Consider the following 18,907-nt stretch of genomic DNA (forward strand, 5'->3'; position numbering starts at 1 on the left):
GCGCGCTGTGATAAAAATCTTCCCCTGTGCGGTGACGAATCGCATAGATTATCGCCAACGTTATGCAAACGGTCCCGCGTCTTGGCTGATTTTTGGCTTTGGGTGCTGATCGTTGTTCCATCACTCCCGCAAGACTGCCGCGTGCCATGCTGATTGAAGAATGTCCCTTTATTGAACCGGTTGATGCCTATGGGGCTTTTGCACCCTTTGCCGATAGCCATTTTCTCGATTCCGGAGACAGGGACCGCTATGCCTATATCGCGGTATCACCGTTTCATAAGCTGACAGCCAAAAACGGGCAGGTGACCCTTGATGGTTTTGCTGTGCCGGGCAACCCGTTTGATGTTTTGGGCGATCTCCTTGCACGGTATCGCCGCGAAAAGCAGGAAGACCTGCCTCCGTTTCAGGGCGGCGTGGTCGGGTACTTTGGCTATGAACTGGCCCATCAGACCGAAACGCTTCCTGTTGCCGATGACGACTGGCTGGAAATGCCCGATATGGCCGTTGGTATTTATGATCTTGTGATTTCATTTGATCTTCACCAGCGTCGCATGTGGTTGATTTCAACGGGGATGCCTGCACAAGGAAACCAAGCACGCGCCCAACGTGCAGCAGAGCGCATGACCATGTTGCGCAAGTATTTGCGGTTGGCCCGTCCGCTTTTTGATGTGCCTGATGTGCCGCATCAACCAGATATCACCACATGGGCGTCCAACTTTGATCAGGATGCATATCAGCATGCTGTGGGTAAAGTGATTGAGTATATCTTTGCCGGGGACATTTTTCAGGCAAATCTGTCGCAAAGTTTTCGGGCGGAATATGCCCAAGGTTCCATTCCGGAACGGTTCGGACTGTATCGCAGGTTATCGAGCATGAGTTCCGCGCCGTTTGGGGCCTTCCTGAATTTTGGCGATGTTGCGGTTCTGTCGAACTCGCCAGAACGGTTTTTAAAGGTGACGGACGGCGTTGTTGAAACGCGCCCGATCAAGGGAACCCGCGCGCGCGGGGATACCCCCATTTTAGATGCCGAACTGGCACAGGAATTAATGTTATCTGCCAAAGATCGTGCAGAGAACGTTATGATTGTTGATCTTCTAAGGAATGATGTTTCCAAGGTCTGTAAGCCGCATTCAGTCAAAACACCGACGATTTGCGCGCTTGAAAGCTATGCCAATGTGCATCATCTGGTATCGACTGTGACTGGCGAACTTGATGACGATGCAACGGCAATCGATCTTTTGGCTGCCTGTTTTCCCGGTGGCTCCATCACTGGTGCGCCAAAAATACGTGCGATGGAAATCATCACCGAACTTGAACAAACCACACGCGGTGCATACTGCGGGGCGATTGGCTATATCGGGTTTGATGGCAGCATGGATACCAACATCGCCATTCGAACCATTTGCATGAACAAGGGCAGAATGGCATTTAACGTTGGTGGCGGCATTGTTGCGGACAGCCAACCGGACCATGAATATGCCGAAACCATGGTCAAAGCCGCCAAAATGTTCGAAGCGCTGGGGATCGTCCGATGATCCTTTTGATCGACAATTATGACTCGTTTGTTTTCAATCTCGCCCGTTACCTGCGCGAGCTGGATCAGGAGGTTGAGGTCGTCCGCAACGATGAAATCACTACCGATATGGTACGCGAACGCTGTCCGGATGCGCTGGTGTTTTCGCCCGGTCCTTGTGGGCCAGATGAGGCAGGTAACAGCCTTGCGCTGATCCGGGATCTGGCCGGGGAGTTTGTCATGCTGGGCGTGTGTTTGGGGCACCAGTCGATTGCACAGGCGTTTGGCGGAAAGGTCACGCGCGCCAAAAGACCAGTACATGGCATGACATCGGATGTTGACCATGATGGTGATGGCATTTTTAACGGCTTAAAGCAGCCGTTGCGTGTGACGCGCTATCATTCCCTGATTGTCGATTTGCCAGATGATCGCAGTCTGGTGCAAACTGCGACAGGGCCGGACGGTGAGGTGATGGCGTTCGCCCATAGGGCGTTGCCAATTTATGGTGTTCAGTTCCATCCAGAAGCGGTCCTGACCGAACAGGGGCATGACTTGCTGGCCAATTTCCTTAAACTTGCGGCAGATCACAGAGCCACAAAGCGGAGTGCCATATGCAAGTCTGGTTGAATGGCGCATATTTAAACGCGCAAGATGCGGTTATTCCTGCAACGGATCGCGGGTTTCTTTTGGGGGATGGTTTTTTTGAAACCATGCGTGCCTATCGTGGCACGGTTGCCTGGCTTCATGCGCACATGGAACGGCTGGCAGCACATGCAAATGTGATCGGGCTGTCGTCACAGATGTTGCCATCTGGTGATGATATTGCCAAAATTATTGCCACGCTGTGTCAGGGCAATGGATTGCAAAGTGCGGTTGTTCGCCTGTCTTTGTCGCGCGGAAGTGGTCAACGCGGCTTGTTGCCGCCGGAAAACCCAACGCCAACCATCATGGTGACAACAGCACCCTTTACGCCAGCTCCGTCATCTGACGGGTTGACGTTGATAACGGCGCAAAAAATCCGCCGTAATCCGTGGTCGGTTGCCGGAACAATCAAGAGCCTGAATTATCTTGATAACATCGTTGCCAAACAGGAGGCCCAACAGGCCGGGGCAGATGACGCATTGATCATGTCGGTGGACGGTTCTGTGGCCGAAACCACGATTGCAAACCTGTTTGGGATCAAGGATGGGGCGCTTTGGACCCCGGACGGTACTACTGGTATTCTGTGCGGGCTGGCGCGTAGCTTTGTGATCAATTGTGCCAAGGCAAACGGCGTTGAAACCCGTTTTGACCCGAGAACACCACTTGAGCTGACCGAGATGGATATGCTGTTTACGGCCAATGCGTTGCAGGGAATGAGGCCGGTCATGGCCCTGGATGGGGCACCGATCGGGAATGCCAAACAGCCCCAAGATATCTTTGCCATGCTGACACGAATGGTGGAGGGCAATCTATGCAATGGTATAAGAGTTTAGAGTAAGTTAATAAACGGCTGTCAGTATCGCGTCCTTGCCTTAAGTTCAGGATTGCCGATGACCGCCCAAGCTGCCAAACCCGCCGTCCCCCTGAGTCGTTTTGTTGATAGCCTGCGCAAGCATGCGGCAAATGGAAAAAAGCTGCATCTCGGGATTCTTAATATCCCGATGGATTTGCGCTTGGGCACAGAAGATTATCGGGCGATTACCCGTGATGCATTTCACCATTTGCCAGAAAACACGCAGGTCCATCGTCTTGAAAACGGGATGGTTGCCTTTGTGCGTGGCGGGAAATGGGCGGAAGGTGACGATAACTTTGTCGACCATGTTCGTGAAACTCTTTCCGATGTCATTGAACGGCAAGGTCTTGGCCATATACCCGACACGCTTTGGAACCGGTTCCAGTGGCCAATTGACGAGAAACAGGTCTTGGAATTACTGGGGTTGCCAGCCATCGGGCATTTTTCAAACGAGCCTTCCCAACGATTTGATATGGCGGAAATGCTGCGTGGTGCCGTGACGGTAGATGCGGTTTTCGATTCCTGCCGTCGCCAAGCCATCGTTGGCGTCCACGACAACAGTCGCGAAATTCTCGGCCATGAACTTTATTGTTCGCTTGATTATTTGCGTCAGCACCACCTTGCAAGTTTTCTGCTTGAAGGTCCCGGAGAGCTTGAAATCCTGTCGCGGGTTCTCGATGAAAAGGTCATGGATGTGACGCAATCGATTGCGTCGTCGATTTTCCCGGACCGGCTGCATTTGAATATGCAGGTGCAAACGGTCTTGAGCGAAACATTCAGTGATTTTATCGGATCGGGGAATGGCAAGCTGATTGAGAATTTGGCAGTTGAGTTTTCGATGGAAAATGCGATTGCCAATTGGTGGGAGTTCGAAGATGCCTGCGCGTTTCTTAAATCAGTTGGGATTCGTGTTGGCCTAGATCGCATTACACTTCCGGCACTTGAATTTTTGTCGCCCAGAAAAATGAATGTCGATTTCGTCAAGGTGATCTGGGATCAGAACATTATCGGGTCACGCCGCACAGAAGTTACCGAGCGGCTGCGGGAATTTGCCAATCTGTTTGTTGATCAGAGCCTGATCCTGACGCGATGTGATAGCCGCACAGCCCTTCGTATGGGGCGCAGTCTTGGCGTTGAAGCGTTTCAGGGAACCTACATCGATGCGGTGCTTGGCCCGTATCTTAAGCAAGAATGCAAAACCCCAAAACGATCATCAGACAAACGCTGCGCGGTTTGCCAATGGGCACCGCGTGAGGCCCGTAAAAACGGATGCGATTTCCATTTCCGGCTGGGGAAGGTTCTCTCAGAAATCTAAACCGTGTGTTTAGGATGCGTTTGTTCGCATTTTAACAGGTTTGACAAGCGCGCAGAGCTTTTCTAAAGTGCGCGCGTGCATGATCAATTTTTGATCAGGTTTGTCGTTGAAACACGGCGCTTATTCTCAGGGCAGGGTGCAAGTCCCTACCGGCGGTAAATTCAGGAAACTGAAAAGCCCGCGAGCGCCTGTTGATCCATCTGGGTCAGCAGGGTCAGCAGATCCGGTGTAAATCCGGAGCCGACGGTAATAGTCCGGATGGGAGAGGATAAAGCGTGACAGGCAAGATCACCCGGTTGGGTGTGAATTGCTTTTTGTCTACGACCGGTATCTGGTGCAGTGTGCCAATATGCCGGGCCTTTCTTTTGTGCCCTGATTCGTAAGCCGCCATCCGAGGAGGACGGTTATGAATCAGAGTGTTCATCAGGAATCAGGTCTTTCGACCTTTGGCGATCCGCAAGAGCGTTTAGAACGCGCACTTGCTGACATCCGCCAAGGCAAAGGTGTTCTGGTTGTCGATGACGAAGATCGCGAAAACGAAGGCGATCTTATTTTTTCCGCAGAAAATCTGACAAACGAACAGATGGCGATGCTGATCCGCGATTGCAGCGGCATTGTGTGCCTGTGTCTGACAGACGAAAAGGCCACGGCACTTGATTTGCCGCCGATGGTTGCGGATAACACATCAAGCATGGGGACGGGCTTTACCGTCACGATTGAGGCCAAGGTCGGTGTAACGACCGGGGTTTCAGCGGCGGATCGTGTGACCACAGTGAAAACAGCAATTGCCGATGGTGCAAAGTCATCCGATCTTGCGCGTCCGGGCCATGTGTTTCCGCTGCGTGCGCGGGCAGGTGGTGTTTTGGAACGTCGTGGCCACACCGAAGGTACGGTTGACCTGATGCGTTTGGCCGGGCTTAAGCCATCCGGCGTGTTATGTGAGGTCACAAACCCTGACGGAACGATGGCGCGCCTGCCGGAGCTGATTTCCTATGCCAAACAGCATGACATGGTTGTGATCAGCATCGAAGATATCGTTGCCTATCGCACCGCCATGCAAAAGGCCGCGGAATAGAAGCTGCACGCCAGTCTGGCGATTGGCGAAGATAAAGACAAAACACAAAGGGCAGCCCGGTTTCGGTGCTGCCCTTTGTGATGTTTAACAGTGGTTTTGGCGCCGTATGGTGCCAGCCAAAGACGTCAATCGTCGATCATGCACCAGACCGGGGTGTGATCGGATGCCTTTTCCTTGCCACGTGGGTCACGGTCAATGTCCGACGCACTCAGGCGATCTGCGGCAGCCGGGGTCAGAAGCAGGTGATCAATGCGCAAACCATTGTCCTTGTTCCACGCACCCGCGCGGTAATCCCACCAGCTGTATTGATGGCCTTTTGGGTTGAAGGTTCTGAACGCGTCGGTGTAGCCCATGTTCATCATGGTGCGCAGACGTTTGCGCTCAGTTGTCGAACATAAGACCGCTTCATGCAGTTTTGCCGGATCATAAACATCCGAATCGTCCGGCGCGATATTGTAATCGCCCCCCATGACCGCAGCTTCGCCTTCTGCGCGAATTTTTTCAAACCGCGTGATCAGGCGATCAAGGAAGTTCAGTTTGTAGTGGAACTTTTCATCGCCAACAGCCGTTCCCATCGGGACATAGATGGACGCGACCCGCACCGGATGGGGGGAACTGATCGTCGCTTCGATGTAGCGGGCTTGTTCGTCGTCGTCATTGCCAGGCAGGCCGCGTTCAACATCCTCGATCGGATATTTCGACAGGATGGCAACCCCGTTATAGGTTTTTTGGCCGTGAATCGCGATGTTGTAGCCAAGATCCTCGATTTCCATTGCCGGAAAACCGTCATCAACCGTCTTGGTTTCCTGTAACAGGACAACATCGGGTTTGGCTTCTTGCAGCCACTCAATAACATTGGGCAGGCGGGCCTTGATTGAATTGACGTTCCAGGTAGCGATTTTCATTCAGGCCTCGATTCCAATGGGATCAGATGAGTTTGGTCAAACAAAACGGGGTTCGCAATAACGAACCCCGTTTTATAAATCGTTTTGTCGGTACGGATCAAATCGAGAAACTCGATCCGCAACCACATGATGACGTGGCGTTTGGATTGTTCACACGAAATGCGGACCCAACCAACTCGCGGACGTAATCAATTTCGGCACCGCCCAGAAGATCGAGCGAGACTTCGTCAATCACCATTTTCGCACCGTGATTTTCGAAAACGCAATCTTCGTCAGTGGTGTCAGCATCCAGTGAGAATTCGTACTGAAAACCGCTGCAACCGCCGCCGGAAACCTGCAAGCGGAGCATCGTGTTCGATGCACCTTCGCTTACGATCAGTTCCTGAATACGATTTGCAGCACTTTCGGTCATCTGGACTTGCTGTGAAGCTTCGGTCATTCAACACTCCTTGATCTTCAACCCGCCAGATTTATGGCGGGGGTCGTTATGATCCTTGGCGACATCATAGCACGGTCAGATCATAGTATTTAAGTCACTATTTAGCGTGCATGGCTGAAATGTCAAAACCTGTAGGCATTCGAAAGACCCGTTGCTTGCCTTTTGGTCGGAAATGTCCCAAAACAGCCGCAGTCACATGGTCCGATTGACCACAAACAAAAATATGCAAAGACCAAAGTTATGAATGTTTTCAGCCTGTTGAAAAGCGACATCGAGAAACAGCTTCTCGCCCTTGAGAATGATGGTGTTCTTCCGAAGGGAAGTGACACCGCGCGCGTGACGGTAGAGCCGCCGCGCGATGCGTCTCATGGGGATGCCGCGACCAATGCCGCCATGCTTCTGTCAAAGGCTGCGGGCATGAAGCCACGCGACCTTGCCGAAAAACTGGCTGAAAAACTTCGATTGCTTGATCACATCGACACGGTCGAAATCGCGGGGCCGGGCTTTATCAACTTGCGCATGGCCGATCAGTTCTGGCTGTCACAGGTGTCCGAAGTGCTGAAAGTTGGCACCGGATATGGCAGCAGCGATCTGGGCAAGGGCGAAAAAATCAACGTCGAGTATGTTTCAGCCAACCCGACGGGGCCGATGCATGTTGGTCATTGCCGTGGGGCTGTGGTCGGGGACGTTTTGGCCAATCTTCTGGCCAAGGCGGGCTATGCCGTTACCAAGGAATATTACACCAATGATGCCGGCGCACAGGTTGATGTTCTCGCACGGTCGCTTCATATGCGGTACCGCGAAGCACTTGGCGAAGACATTGGTGAAATTCCGCAAGGCCTGTATCCGGGCGATTATCTGGTGGCGCCGGGCAAAAAACTGGCCGAGCGCGAGGGTGATAAATGGGTCAATGCCGCCGAACAAGACTGGCTTGAGCAGTTTCGGGCCTTTGCCATTGTCGAAATGATGTTGCTGATCAAGGAAGATTTGCGTCTTCTGGGTGTCGCACATGATGTCTTTACGTCCGAAGATGGATTGGTCAAGGCGGGCAAGGTTCAATCGGCCTTTGAACACCTTGAGAAAAAGGGTGATATCTATGTCGGCGTCCTTGAGCCGCCAAAGGGCAAAACGCCTGAAGATTGGGAACCGCGCCCGCAAACCTTGTTCCGGGCAACCGATTTTGGTGACGATGTTGACCGGCCGTTGAAGAAATCCGACGGCAGCTGGACCTATTTTGCATCCGACATCGCGTATCACTTTGATAAGTATGAGCGCGGATTTAACCTGATGATCGACGTGTTTGGTGCCGATCACGGTGGTTATGTCAAACGCATGAAAGCAGCAACCAAGGCGATTACCGGTGGCGAAGGCGATCTGGACGTGAAGCTTTGTCAGCTTGTTAGCCTGTTTGATAAGGGCGAGCCGGTTAAGATGTCCAAGCGGGCCGGGACGTTTGTCACGCTGCGTGATGTTGTCGAACGTGTTGGTAAGGACGTTGTCCGTTTCATCATGCTGACGCGCAAAAATGATGCGTCGCTTGAATTTGATTTTGCCAAAGTGACCGAACAGTCCAAAGACAACCCGGTATTTTATGTTCAGTACGCGCATGCACGGGTAAGCTCGGTCTTCCGTCAGGCCAAAGAAGCCTTCCCGGGGCAGGATTTTTCAGTGGCAATGCTTGAGACGGCAGACCTGTCGTTGTTGTCTTCAGACGAGGAAAAGATTCTTGTGCGCCGGATGGCAGAATGGCCGCGTATTGTCGAGCAGGCCGCAACCGCGCATGAACCCCATCGCATTGCCTTTTTCCTGACAGAAATTGCAGCTGAATTCCATGCATTGTGGAACAAGGGACGCGACAATACCGAGCTTCGCTTTATCATCGCCGATGATTTGGCGACGACATTGGCGCGTCTTGCAATGATCCGTGCTGTGGCTACTGTCATTGCATCGGGTCTTGATGTGATTGGTGTCACGCCTGTCGAGGAGATGTAAAACATGAACGAAGAACACGGTAACAACCTTCATGCCGAGCGCGAAGCACACTACGACGCCGAGCCGGGTGCTGGCAAAAGCAAGTTGAAGGGAATTATGACCGTGTTCTTCGGGGCGGCTGTTGTGATCGGCGGCCTTGGCGGCGCAGGTTACTGGTTTTACAATCAGGGGCAACCCATTCAGGATGATGGGAAATTACCCATCCTTCTGCCTGATCCAGCGCCGATCAAGCTACGGCCCGAAGATCCGGGCGGTATGGAAGTACCCCACCGAAATACGACGGTCTATGACCAGCTCAGCGACGTTGATCCGGACGCGGATGTCGTGCTTCAGGAACTGCCAGATATGCCGCGCACGCCGGATGTGATGCCAACAGCACCGAAATCTTCGGATACGGTGGCATCGAATGATGGCGATTCTGGTGACGGAGAAGTCGAACCTGAAGCCGAGAGCCCTGCTGCTGATGTACCGGATGCGGCGGATACGTCTTCGGGCATGGCCGCGCCGGAAATTAAGGCCCCAGATACGATGAGTGACGCGCAAAAGGCGATTGCCGCGGTTGATGCGCGGGCCAAAGAAACACCGCAAGCAGCGTCCCCGGAAAAACCGCAAGAGAAACCCGCGGCAACCGGAGATTTCCGCATTCAGCTGGCATCGCTTCGTGAGGAAGACAAAGCATCGGCGGAATGGAAAAGATTGTCGTCGAAAAACAAAGACTTGTTGGGTAACCTTCAGATGTTCGTGCAGCGTACCGAGATTGAAGGCAAGGGGGTTTACTATCGCCTGCAGGCAGGCCCTATTCCCGATGCCTCGGCGGCAGAAAAGCTGTGTGGTGATTTGAAACAACGCAAAGTGGGGTGCCTGATTGTCCGGCCTTGAAGTTAAAAAGCCGCGCGCCTGTATCCTCGGGATTGGCGGAACGGAACTGAGTAATTGGGAAAAGGGCTTCTTTCGCGAAGCCGATCCTTATGGCTTTATCCTGTTTGCGCGAAATGTCGAAGACCACAATCAGATACGCACCCTGACCGATCAGCTGCGCGATGTTGTTGGCAAAAACAACGTCCCGATCCTTGTCGATCAGGAAGGTGGCCGTGTGATGCGGCTTAAGCCACCCCATTGGCGTAAAATCCCGGCGGCCGGTGTGTTTGGCGAGTTGGTTGATAAATCCCCCGAAGACGCCCGTGAAGCGGCCTATATCAATGCCCGTTTGATGGCGATGGATTTGCGCGAAGCCGGGTTTAACACCACCTGCGCGCCGGTTCTTGATCTACGTTTTCCGGGCATGAGCGATGTTGTCGGTGATCGTTCTTATGGGGCGGATGTGGCCCGCGTTGTGGTTTTGGCCAGTGCGGTTGCCGCCGGGTTGCTCGACGGCGGGATTGCACCGATCATTAAACATATCCCCGGACATGGCCGTGCTGCGGTCGACAGTCACAAGGACCTGCCGATTGTCAGTGCCACACGTGCCGAGCTGTCCGAGCTTGATTTCGCACCGTTCCGTCAGATGAAAGACGTTATGGCGGCGATGTCGGCCCATTTGCTGTTTACCGCGATTGATGATCAACGTCCCGGCACGGTGTCCGCGACGATTATCAATGATGTTATTCGGGGTGATATCGGCTTTGAAAACCTTTTGATCAGTGATGATCTGTCGATGGAGGCACTGGGTGGTTCGATTGCAAGCCGCACCCATGAATGCCTAAGTGCGGGCTGTGACATTGCGCTTCATTGCAATGGCAAACGCACCGAGATGGAAGAAGTTGTTTCCATGACGCCGTTGTTGAGCGGTGCGGCACTTCTGCGGTCGCAAAACTTTACCAATCAGATTTCCAGTTTCAAAATCGACAAACCATCATCAAGCCAACTGACAGATTGGCGGATGCGTCTTGCCGATCTTCTTGCGCCTGTTTGGCAGGCTGAGGATACCGGCACGTGAGTAACGCGATTGAATTTATTATCTCGGCATCAACGTGGGTTGTGCCGGTGCTGTTTGCTGTGACATTGCATGAAGCAGCCCACGGGTTTGCCGCGAAATTGTTTGGTGATGATACCGCCCAGCGTCTTGGCCGGTTAAGCCTGAACCCCATTCGCCATATCGATCCGGTTGGCACCATCCTGATCCCGGCATTGTTGTTGATCACCGCGGCACCGTTTTTGTTTGGCTATGCCAAACCTGTGCCCGTGGCGTTTCATCGTCTGCATCCCCAACGCCTTGGGGTTATTGGCGTTGCTGTTGCCGGACCGTTGACCAATGTTTTGTTGGCGATTGTATCGATCCTGCTTCTGGTTGGATTGCCAAGCTTCTCGCCGGCGGTCAATGACTGGCTTGGTACGATGCTCAACCAGTCGATCTGGCTGAACTGTATTCTTGCCGTATTTAACATGCTGCCGATCCCGCCACTTGATGGCGGGCGGGTTCTTACGGCGATTTCACCGCTTCCGGTTGCACGGGTCTTGGCGCGTATGGAAAAAACCGGCATGATCATTTTGATCGGTCTGGTATTCTTGTTGCCATATGTGACATCAAAGCTTGGCATTTACCTTCCGATCTTTCAGTGGTTGGTGATTGAACCGGCCAATGCGTTGGTCCATTTTCTGGCGGCGATATTTGCCTGATTTCCGCTGTGATACGCGGGTTTGGGCAGGGGGATAGATGGCAGACCAGTTCGAGTTGGAAATTCCAGATGAGGTGTTCGACAAGAAACCGGTCGACGATGATGAGCCGAGCCTTGCCGAACGCCTGATACTTGATCTGGACGGGTTTGAAGGCCCGCTTGATGTTCTGCTTGAACTGGCACGCGACCAAAAGGTCGATATCATCAAGATTTCGATCCTTGATCTTGCCGAACAATATCTTGAATTCATCAATACGGCAGAAGGGCTTCGGCTTGAACTGGCTGCGGATTATCTGGTGATGGCGGCGTGGCTGGCCTATCTGAAATCCAGATTGCTGTTGCCCAAGCAAGACAACGACGAGGACGAGCTCAGCGCCGAAGAAATGGCTGAGCTACTGGCCTTCCAGCTAAAACGTCTTGAAGCGATGAAGGCGGCCGGTGAAAAGTTGCTCGCACAGCCCAATCTGGGGCGTGATTTCTTTGCCCGGGGCGCGCCTGAGGACATTCGCGTGACAACGGCATCTGTCTATGACGCGTCGCTTTATGATCTTTTGAAATCCTATGCCCAGATCATGTTGACGTCAGAAGCCAAGACGCTTGAGATTGAGGCGTTTGACCTTTATGCGATGGATGATGCAATCCGGCGGTTACGCGATCTGTTTGGGCGGCGTGTTGTACCAACCTGGACCAAATTACTTGAGTTTATGCCCCATGGCTTGGGCTCCCCTTTAAAAGCCCGGTCGGCCTTGGCAGCCCATTTTGTTGCCAGCCTTGAGATGTGCCGGGATGGGGAGCTGGAAATCTCGCAGGAAGAAACATTTGGTCCGATCATGTTGCGGTCGCCCCAAAAACCGCGCGAGGGCGATTTGCCCCGCAATGATCGACCCTATGATAATTTGATCGAAGAATAAGGGGCAGGGGTAAATGAATGCCAAATGATGTAACCGGTGACGCACAGCTTAAAATCGATGGGGTCGAAACCGGCCCGCAAGTCGATTTTCAGCATGTCCGCATTGTCGAGGCTGTGTTGTTTGCATCCGCAGACCCGATCAGCGAACGCGTCATTGCCGCACGTTTGCCCGAAGGAACCAATATTTCAGACGTGCTGACGGTTTTGCAGGACACATACGCATCACGCGGCGTTAATCTGAACCGGGTTGGCGATAAATGGGCGTTTCGCACCGCTGTTGATCTTGCCGGTGATCTGCATATCGAGGTCGAAAAAGCCAAGAAAATGACGCGTGCAACGCTTGAGACGCTTGCGATCATTGCTTATCACGAGCCGGTCACCCGTTCCGAGGTTGAGGAAATTCGTGGTGTGGCGCTGTCCAAGGGCACGCTTGATATTCTGCTGGAGGCCAAATGGATCCGGCCACGTGGGCGTAAACGTGTGCCGGGACGCCCGGTTCTTTGGGCGACAACGGATGAATTTCTTGATCACTTTGGTCTTGAAGACCGTGATGATTTGCCCGGTCTTGCGGACCTTAAGGCAGCGGGCCTGCTTGATAGCCGTCCGGGAATGGGCCGGTATGGGGCGAATTCTGATGACGAAGCATTGCCTGACCTTGTTGATGACGGTGAGGTGACCGATTCTGTTGTCGAAGAAGCCCTGACGACGCGCAATCTCGAAGAACTCGACGAGACGATTTATTCCGACAATCCCAATCTTCTTGATGAAAAAGAGGTATCGGACACCTGATCGTTTAGGGTCCGGTAACCGAAGTTATTCTGCGCCTTGCAAGAAGGGCGGCGGGCGCTTAAGTTCTGTGAAAGATTTCGCTAATCATTTGCACCTTTGGTGCGTTGACCACGTCCAGATAAAGAGTTTGTTGATGCCCGACGGTTTGAGGATGTCGAATGTCAGTCACGAATTCGGTTCCAACCGGGTTCTGAACGACATTAGTTTCGATGTCGCCCCAGGAGAAATTGTCTGTTTGCTTGGTCCGTCTGGTTGCGGAAAAACAACTGCGCTGCGGCTGGCGGCGGGGCTTGAAAAACTTCAGTTCGGGCAAATTGCCATTGATGATCAGATCGTGGCCCATCCGGGTGACTATGTTGAACCGGAAAAACGCGGCGTTGGTATGGTTTTTCAGGACTATGCACTGTTTCCGCATTTAACGGTTGCCAAGAATATTGGCTTTGGCCTGAAGCATTTTAGCGACGCCCTGCGCCGTGAGGCGGTTGAACGTGCGCTGACACAGGTTGGCATGTCAGAATACCTTGATGCCTATCCGCACGAACTTTCAGGTGGTCAGCAGCAACGGATTGCATTGGCCCGCGCATTGGCACCAACCCCGCAAATCATGTTGCTTGATGAACCGTTTTCCGGACTGGATGTCGCACGGCGCGCAGATTTGCGCGATACGACCCTTCATGTTTTGAAAAATGCCGGTATTGCAACCATCATGGTGACCCATGATCCTCAGGAAGCGATGTATATGGGCGACCGTATTATCGTGATGAACGAAGGGCAGGTCATGCAGGATGGCACACCGGAATCGCTTTATTTCCAGCCGGAAAACCGTTTTGTCGCCTCGTTCTTTGGCGAAGTGAACCAATTTGCCTCAACCGTGCGCAATGGCATTATTGAAACACCGGTCGGTCAGATCACCACCGATGAATTTGCCGATGGAACCGAGGTTGACGTATTGGTGCGTCCCGAAGGACTTCATGTCGGAGATTCCGTGAATGGTCATGATATCATGGCCAATGTTGATGCCGTGCGGGCATTGGGTGAAGTCAACCTGATGCATTTGACGCTGGAAAAGGGCGGGCACATTCATGCACGCGTGCCACGGCGCTTTTCGACATTAAATCAGAATTCGGTCGCTATTACGCTTGATCCAGAGATGACCTTCGTGTTTCCTATGTCCTGATACGGCCAACTGTCCCTTGAAATCTAACCGGGACAGAATGCTAAATTACAATTGGATTGCAATCACGGGTATTAACCCATCCGTCGCATTGCACAGTGGGGGGCTTTCTGCCATTATCCGTGCATAACGCCGGAAGGCAGAACGGATCTTTGGAGAAAGAAGTTATGGGTATTGGCGTTTGGCAAATTGTTCTTATTCTGGCGATTGTCCTGATCATCTTTGGCGCAGGTAAACTGCCGAAAGTGATGGGCGACATGGGTAAGGGCATCAAGAGCTTCAAAGCGGGCATTAACGAAAAAGAACAAGATGACGATGCTGGCGCTTCGGCCAAGACCATCGAAAACACGACCTCTGCATCGGTTTCGACCGAGAGCAAAGACAAGGATTCAGTGAAATCCTGATCGTCTGTCGGGTTTCCTTCAGATAGGCGTGTCATATGTTTGATATCGGCTGGACCGAATTGGCTCTTGTGGCCGTCGTGGCATTATTTGTCGTCGGCCCCAAGGAGCTTCCGCATCTTCTGTATAAGTTGGCGGGGTACTGGAAAAAAGTGCGCGGAATGGCGCGCGAATTCCAAAGTGGTATTGATGACATCATCCGCGAAGCGGAACTTGATGATCTGCGCAAGCAGGTGAGCAGTACCAGTACCAACCCGACCGATTTTATGGAAAAGACGATTGGCGCACCCAAAGCCGACGGCAAAGCAAAAGATGCGAAGGCATCTGATGCAAAGCCGACGGACAGTGGTGGCTCGGACGAAAAACCGGCTGCTACCGAAAGCAAGTCGTCAGATACCAAATCGTCAGCTGCTAATAGCAAAAAGAAAGACCACCCGGAGAGCCAGGCGTGAACATGCAATCGCATGACGAGCAGATGCCGATTATGGAGCATCTGATAGAGCTAAGAAATCGCCTGACATGGGCTGTCTTGGCGCTGTTTCTGACCTTTGGGATCTGCTATTATTTCGTCGAGGATATCTATGGTTTCCTCGTGCGACCGCTGGCAGAAATCATGGGGCCGGATCGGCGCATGATCTATACGGCTTTGACCGAAGTATTCTTCACCTATGTCAAAGTATCGTTCTTTGCCGCTTGTTTCGTTTCAACCCCGGTGTTTTTGTCGCAGTTCTGGGCATTTGTTGCACCGGGTCTGTATAAAAACGAACGATCGGCCTTCATGCCGTTCCTGTTTGCGACACCTGTTCTGTTTTTGGCAGGCGGGGCTTTGGTTTATTACTTCATCATGCCGCTGGCGTGGAAGTTTTTCCTGAGTTTTGAGCAGGTCGGCGACGCATCCAACCTTGCAATTCAGCTTGAAGCCAAAGTCGATGAATATCTGTCTTTGGTGATGAAGCTTATCTTTGCGTTCGGTCTTTGTTTCCAGTTGCCGGTTTTGCTTACGCTGATGGCACGCGCAGGGATCGTGACGGCCGATAGCTTGGCGAAGAAACGCCGATATGCTGTTGTTATTGCCTTTGTTTTTGCCGCTGTTCTGACGCCGCCCGACCTGATTTCGCAGGTTGGGTTGGGGATTCCAATCATTATTCTCTATGAGATTTCCATCATCATGGCCCGGATTTCTGAACGCAAGCGCGCCAAGCGTGCTGCGGAATCCGAGGCAGAAGACGAAGACGATGGTGATGATCCGGAAGATGATCCTTCTGGCGGTAGTTCTGTTGCCAAAACCGATGATACGGTTGATCAACAAGGGGCTGCTGCGGCAGGTGCATCCTATGATGATGGCCAGACATCTCTGACCCGTTCATCCTCATCTGATGATGGTTCTCCGCGCTTGTCGGGACCGTCTCGCGATGATGACGGGGAAGACGATTTCAATAACGCACGTTAATTGAAATCATCGGCCTTCAAACGTCTGATTTGATGGGGTGGACCTTGTGTCCACCCCATCGTATAAAGCCACAAATAATTGACTGACAGGGTGCTGTTCGATGCACGACATTAAATGGATTCGGGACAACCCCGAGGCTTTCGACGCGGCGATGGCCGTACGCAAGCAGGAAATTACTGCGAAACGTCTGATGGATATCGACGTTGAGCGTCGCAAACTGATGACAGAACATCAGGAAATGCTGGCACGCCGCAAAACGATTTCCGGTGAAATCGGCAAGCTTCGTAAAAATGGCGAAGATGCTGACGAGTTGATGGCCGAAATGGGCACGCTCAAGGACAAGATCAAGGATGCGGAAGACGGTCAGGCCAGCCTGAACGAGCAGCTTGATCTTCTGCTATCATCGTTTGCCAACATTCTTGACCCTGAAGTGCCGGTCGGTGACGACGAGGACGATAATGTCGAGGTCAACCGTTGGGGGGAACCTGCGACGTTCGATTTCACGCCAATCGAACATTTCGAAATCGGCGAAAAGCTTGGCATGATGGACTTTGAAACCGCAGCCAAGCTGTCGGGTTCGCGGTTTGTCATCCTGCGCGGCGGGTTGGCCAAACTTGAACGTGCGTTGTCGCAGTTCATGATTGATTTGCACACCACTGAGCATGGGTATGAAGAAACCATCACCCCGATGCTGGTACGTGATGACGCCATGTTTGGCACGGGGCAATTGCCGAAGTTTTCCGAGGATTCGTTTAAGACCACCAATGATTACTGGCTGATCCCGACGTCTGAGGTCACCCTGACCAATCAGGTAGCCGGCGACATCATAGAGCAGGCAAAACTTCCGTTGCGCTTTACCGCATTGACGCAGTGTTTCCGGTCAGAAGCCGGTTCGGCCGGGCGCGATACCCGGGGCATGATCCGCCAACACCAGTTTTCCAAAGTGGAAATGGTGTCGGTGGTTGAAGCGGAAAAGTCCGACGAGGAACTTACCCGTAAAACACGTTGTGCCGAGACGGTTCTTGAACGTCTTGGTCTGCCGTATCGTACGGTTATCCTGTGCACGGGTGATATCGGGTTCTCGGCCTGCAAGACCTATGACATTGAAGTCTGGTTGCCAGGGCAGGGTAAATACCGCGAGATTTCGTCTTGCTCGAACACCCGAGATTTCCAGGCGCGTCGCATGAATGCGCGGTATCGTGCGGCTGGCGACAAAAAGACCAATTTCGTTCATACCCTGAACGGGTCGGGACTTGCTGTTGGCCGCTGCCTGATCGCGGTTATGGAAAACTATCAGCAGGCAGATGGCTCTATCCGTGTTCCGGATGCGCTGAAACCCTATATGGGCGGACTTGAGGTTATCTCACCGCGCGGTTAAGGCATTACGGTATGATTGATCTATCAAGCGCACGTATCCTGATCAGCAATGATGACGGCATTGACGCGCCGGGGATCAAGCTGCTTGAACGCTTGGCGCGTGAATTTTCCGATGATGTGTGGGTTATTGCACCATCGACGGAACAAAGTGGTGCAGGGCATTCATTGACCCTGCGCCGCCCGCTTCGCATTCATAAGCGTGATGAACGCCACTACGCGGTTGATGGCACCCCAACGGACTGCATCCTTTTGGGGCTGCAGCAGATCATGCGCGATACACCGCCGGACATTATTCTGTCGGGCATTAACCGGGGTGGAAACCTTGGCGAGGATGTGACCTATTCCGGGACGGTTGCTGCTGCGATGGAGGCAACGCTTCTTAATGTGCCCGCAATTGCGTTTTCGCAGTATTTTTCCGGTGACATGATCAATTGGACGGTTGCCGAAAAATACCTTTATGACGTGACAAAAACATTGGTGGAGACAACCTGGCCAAAGGGTGTTTTGATCAATGTGAACTTCCCCGAGCACGAGGCGGACGGCGGCGCGCGTGTGCGGATTTCCAAGCAGGGACAGCGTAAAATCGGTGATCACATTGCCGAACGTCATGATCCGCGCGGGGAGCCTTATTACTGGATTGGTGCAATCCTGTCGGAACTTCCCGAAGATCCAAATGCAGACTTGCGGGTGATCGAACAAGGCGATATCTCGGTAACACCGATTAGTCTTGATTTTACCCACTACGAAACGCACGAAAAATTGACGAAAGCATTTCCGTGAACGAGCCGGTCATTACCCGTGAAACAGAAATAGCCAATCTGCTAGAGGCGCTTCGTCATGATGGCATTCATGACGAGACTGTCTTGCAGGCATTGGCCGATGTCCCGCGCGAGACATTTGTTGCGGACCCCTTTGTTGAGCGTGCGTGGGAAAATGTCGCCTTGCCCATCAGTAAGGGGCAAACCATTTCCCAGCCCTATATCGTCGCACTCATGACGCAGGCACTTGAGCTTAATGATCGTATGAAGGTTCTTGAGGTCGGTACAGGGTCTGGGTATCAGGCGGCGATTTTGGCCAAACTTGCACGCCGGGTTTATACCCTCGAACGGCACAAACCGCTTTTGCGCGAGGCGGAGGAAAAATTCCGTGAGCTTGGCCTGCATACGATTTCGACTTTGCATGGCGATGGCGGGCTTGGCTGGAAAGCACAAGCGCCGTTTGACCGGATCATTGTGACCGCGGCAGCACAGGATGTGCCGCCGGTTCTGGTTGATCAGCTTGCGGTTGGCGGGATTATGGTCGTTCCGGTCGGCGAGGTGTCGCATACGCAGTTGCTGTTGCGTGTGTTAAGGACGCCAAGCGGGGTTGAGGTTACTGAACTGATGCCGGTCCGTTTTGTGCCGATGTTGCCGGGTACGGAAGAATTCTAGGCTTTCTGTCAAAACGCACCCCGAATT

The 18,907-nt window shown here is 52.8% G+C and carries 20 protein-coding genes and 1 riboswitch; of the genes, 18 read left to right on the forward strand and 2 right to left on the reverse strand.

Translation table 11 applies throughout. The annotated features are described in order from the left end of the window. Positions 1 to 146 precede the first annotated feature (146 nt). The 5 genes from pabB (at position 147) to ribB (ending at position 5,398) form a co-directional block, all read left to right on the forward strand. Positions 147 to 1,535: an aminodeoxychorismate synthase component I gene (gene pabB / locus K355_RS0103650; RefSeq protein WP_022730754.1), complete on the forward strand. Its 1,389-nt coding sequence runs from the start codon at positions 147 to 149 to the stop codon at positions 1,533 to 1,535. After that, a complete protein-coding gene (locus tag K355_RS0103655; protein ID WP_022730755.1) occupies positions 1,532 to 2,140 on the forward strand; it encodes an anthranilate synthase component II in 609 nt (202 codons plus the stop codon). The genes pabB and K355_RS0103655 overlap by 4 nt, the downstream gene beginning before the upstream one ends. Continuing rightward, a complete protein-coding gene (locus K355_RS0103660; protein WP_022730756.1) occupies positions 2,125 to 2,988 on the forward strand; it encodes an aminotransferase class IV in 864 nt (287 codons plus the stop codon). Before K355_RS0103655 ends, K355_RS0103660 begins: the two co-directional genes overlap by 16 nt. 57 nt (positions 2,989 to 3,045) lie before the next feature. Further along, a complete protein-coding gene (locus K355_RS0103665) occupies positions 3,046 to 4,323 on the forward strand; it encodes an EAL domain-containing protein (protein WP_022730757.1) in 1,278 nt (425 codons plus the stop codon). Between the two features lie 118 nt (positions 4,324 to 4,441). Beyond that, positions 4,442 to 4,597, forward strand: a riboswitch (FMN riboswitch). A gap of 132 nt (positions 4,598 to 4,729) precedes the next feature. Beyond that, positions 4,730 to 5,398, forward strand: coding sequence for a 3,4-dihydroxy-2-butanone-4-phosphate synthase (ribB, locus tag K355_RS0103670; RefSeq protein ID WP_022730758.1), 669 nt, complete (start codon positions 4,730 to 4,732; stop codon positions 5,396 to 5,398). Between the two features lie 125 nt (positions 5,399 to 5,523). Here the strand turns inward: ribB and xth are convergent, their stop codons facing one another. Further along, positions 5,524 to 6,303, reverse strand: coding sequence for an exodeoxyribonuclease III (gene xth / locus K355_RS0103675; RefSeq protein ID WP_022730759.1), 780 nt, complete (start codon positions 6,301 to 6,303; stop codon positions 5,524 to 5,526). A 97-nt stretch (positions 6,304 to 6,400) separates the two neighbouring features. Continuing rightward, complete coding sequence (gene erpA / locus K355_RS0103680; protein WP_022730760.1) at positions 6,401 to 6,742, reverse strand: iron-sulfur cluster insertion protein ErpA; 342 nt, start codon at positions 6,740 to 6,742, stop codon at positions 6,401 to 6,403. A gap of 240 nt (positions 6,743 to 6,982) precedes the next feature. On the opposite strand from erpA, the gene argS reads away from it, so the two are divergent. From argS to K355_RS0103745, 13 genes are all read left to right on the forward strand, one after another. After that, positions 6,983 to 8,734: an arginine--tRNA ligase gene (gene argS / locus K355_RS0103685; protein WP_028791287.1), complete on the forward strand. Its 1,752-nt coding sequence runs from the start codon at positions 6,983 to 6,985 to the stop codon at positions 8,732 to 8,734. Positions 8,735 to 8,737: 3 nt separating this feature from the next. Then, the gene (locus tag K355_RS0103690; RefSeq protein ID WP_022730762.1) at positions 8,738 to 9,613 is read left to right on the forward strand and encodes an SPOR domain-containing protein; all 876 of its coding nucleotides are present in this window, start codon (positions 8,738 to 8,740) and stop codon (positions 9,611 to 9,613) included. Beyond that, on the forward strand, positions 9,600 to 10,670 hold the full coding sequence (nagZ, locus tag K355_RS0103695; protein WP_022730763.1) for a beta-N-acetylhexosaminidase: 1,071 nt from the start codon (positions 9,600 to 9,602) through the stop codon (positions 10,668 to 10,670). The genes K355_RS0103690 and nagZ overlap by 14 nt, the downstream gene beginning before the upstream one ends. Continuing rightward, positions 10,667 to 11,350, forward strand: a complete 684-nt coding sequence (locus tag K355_RS0103700; protein WP_022730764.1) for a site-2 protease family protein — start codon at positions 10,667 to 10,669, stop codon at positions 11,348 to 11,350. The genes nagZ and K355_RS0103700 overlap by 4 nt, the downstream gene beginning before the upstream one ends. Positions 11,351 to 11,387: 37 nt before the next feature. Beyond that, on the forward strand, positions 11,388 to 12,260 hold the full coding sequence (locus tag K355_RS0103705; protein WP_022730765.1) for a segregation and condensation protein A: 873 nt from the start codon (positions 11,388 to 11,390) through the stop codon (positions 12,258 to 12,260). 17 nt (positions 12,261 to 12,277) lie between these two features. Next, positions 12,278 to 13,048 carry an SMC-Scp complex subunit ScpB gene (gene scpB / locus K355_RS23035; RefSeq protein WP_028791288.1) on the forward strand — a complete coding sequence of 257 codons (771 nt, stop codon included), beginning with the start codon at positions 12,278 to 12,280 and terminating at the stop codon, positions 13,046 to 13,048. Positions 13,049 to 13,181: 133 nt separating this feature from the next. After that, positions 13,182 to 14,225 carry an ABC transporter ATP-binding protein gene (locus K355_RS0103715; RefSeq protein WP_022730860.1) on the forward strand — a complete coding sequence of 348 codons (1,044 nt, stop codon included), beginning with the start codon at positions 13,182 to 13,184 and terminating at the stop codon, positions 14,223 to 14,225. Positions 14,226 to 14,389: 164 nt separating this feature from the next. After that, a complete protein-coding gene (gene tatA / locus K355_RS0103720) occupies positions 14,390 to 14,626 on the forward strand; it encodes a twin-arginine translocase TatA/TatE family subunit (RefSeq protein WP_022730766.1) in 237 nt (78 codons plus the stop codon). Between the two features lie 35 nt (positions 14,627 to 14,661). After that, positions 14,662 to 15,075, forward strand: a complete 414-nt coding sequence (tatB, locus tag K355_RS0103725) for a Sec-independent protein translocase protein TatB (RefSeq protein WP_022730767.1) — start codon at positions 14,662 to 14,664, stop codon at positions 15,073 to 15,075. A 2-nt stretch (positions 15,076 to 15,077) separates the two neighbouring features. After that, the gene (tatC, locus tag K355_RS23040; RefSeq protein ID WP_425425735.1) at positions 15,078 to 16,073 is read left to right on the forward strand and encodes a twin-arginine translocase subunit TatC; all 996 of its coding nucleotides are present in this window, start codon (positions 15,078 to 15,080) and stop codon (positions 16,071 to 16,073) included. Between the two features lie 100 nt (positions 16,074 to 16,173). Continuing rightward, a complete protein-coding gene (gene serS, locus K355_RS0103735; protein WP_022730769.1) occupies positions 16,174 to 17,451 on the forward strand; it encodes a serine--tRNA ligase in 1,278 nt (425 codons plus the stop codon). An 11-nt stretch (positions 17,452 to 17,462) separates the two neighbouring features. After that, positions 17,463 to 18,230 (forward strand): 5'/3'-nucleotidase SurE, encoded by a 768-nt coding sequence (gene surE / locus K355_RS0103740; protein WP_022730770.1) that lies wholly within the window; start codon positions 17,463 to 17,465, stop codon positions 18,228 to 18,230. Further along, positions 18,227 to 18,880, forward strand: coding sequence for a protein-L-isoaspartate(D-aspartate) O-methyltransferase (locus K355_RS0103745; protein ID WP_022730771.1), 654 nt, complete (start codon positions 18,227 to 18,229; stop codon positions 18,878 to 18,880). Before surE ends, K355_RS0103745 begins: the two co-directional genes overlap by 4 nt. Positions 18,881 to 18,907 lie beyond the last annotated feature (27 nt).

Source organism: Thalassospira lucentensis MCCC 1A00383 = DSM 14000 (genome assembly GCF_000421265.1).
GTDB classification, from domain to species: domain Bacteria; phylum Pseudomonadota; class Alphaproteobacteria; order Rhodospirillales; family Thalassospiraceae; genus Thalassospira; species Thalassospira lucentensis.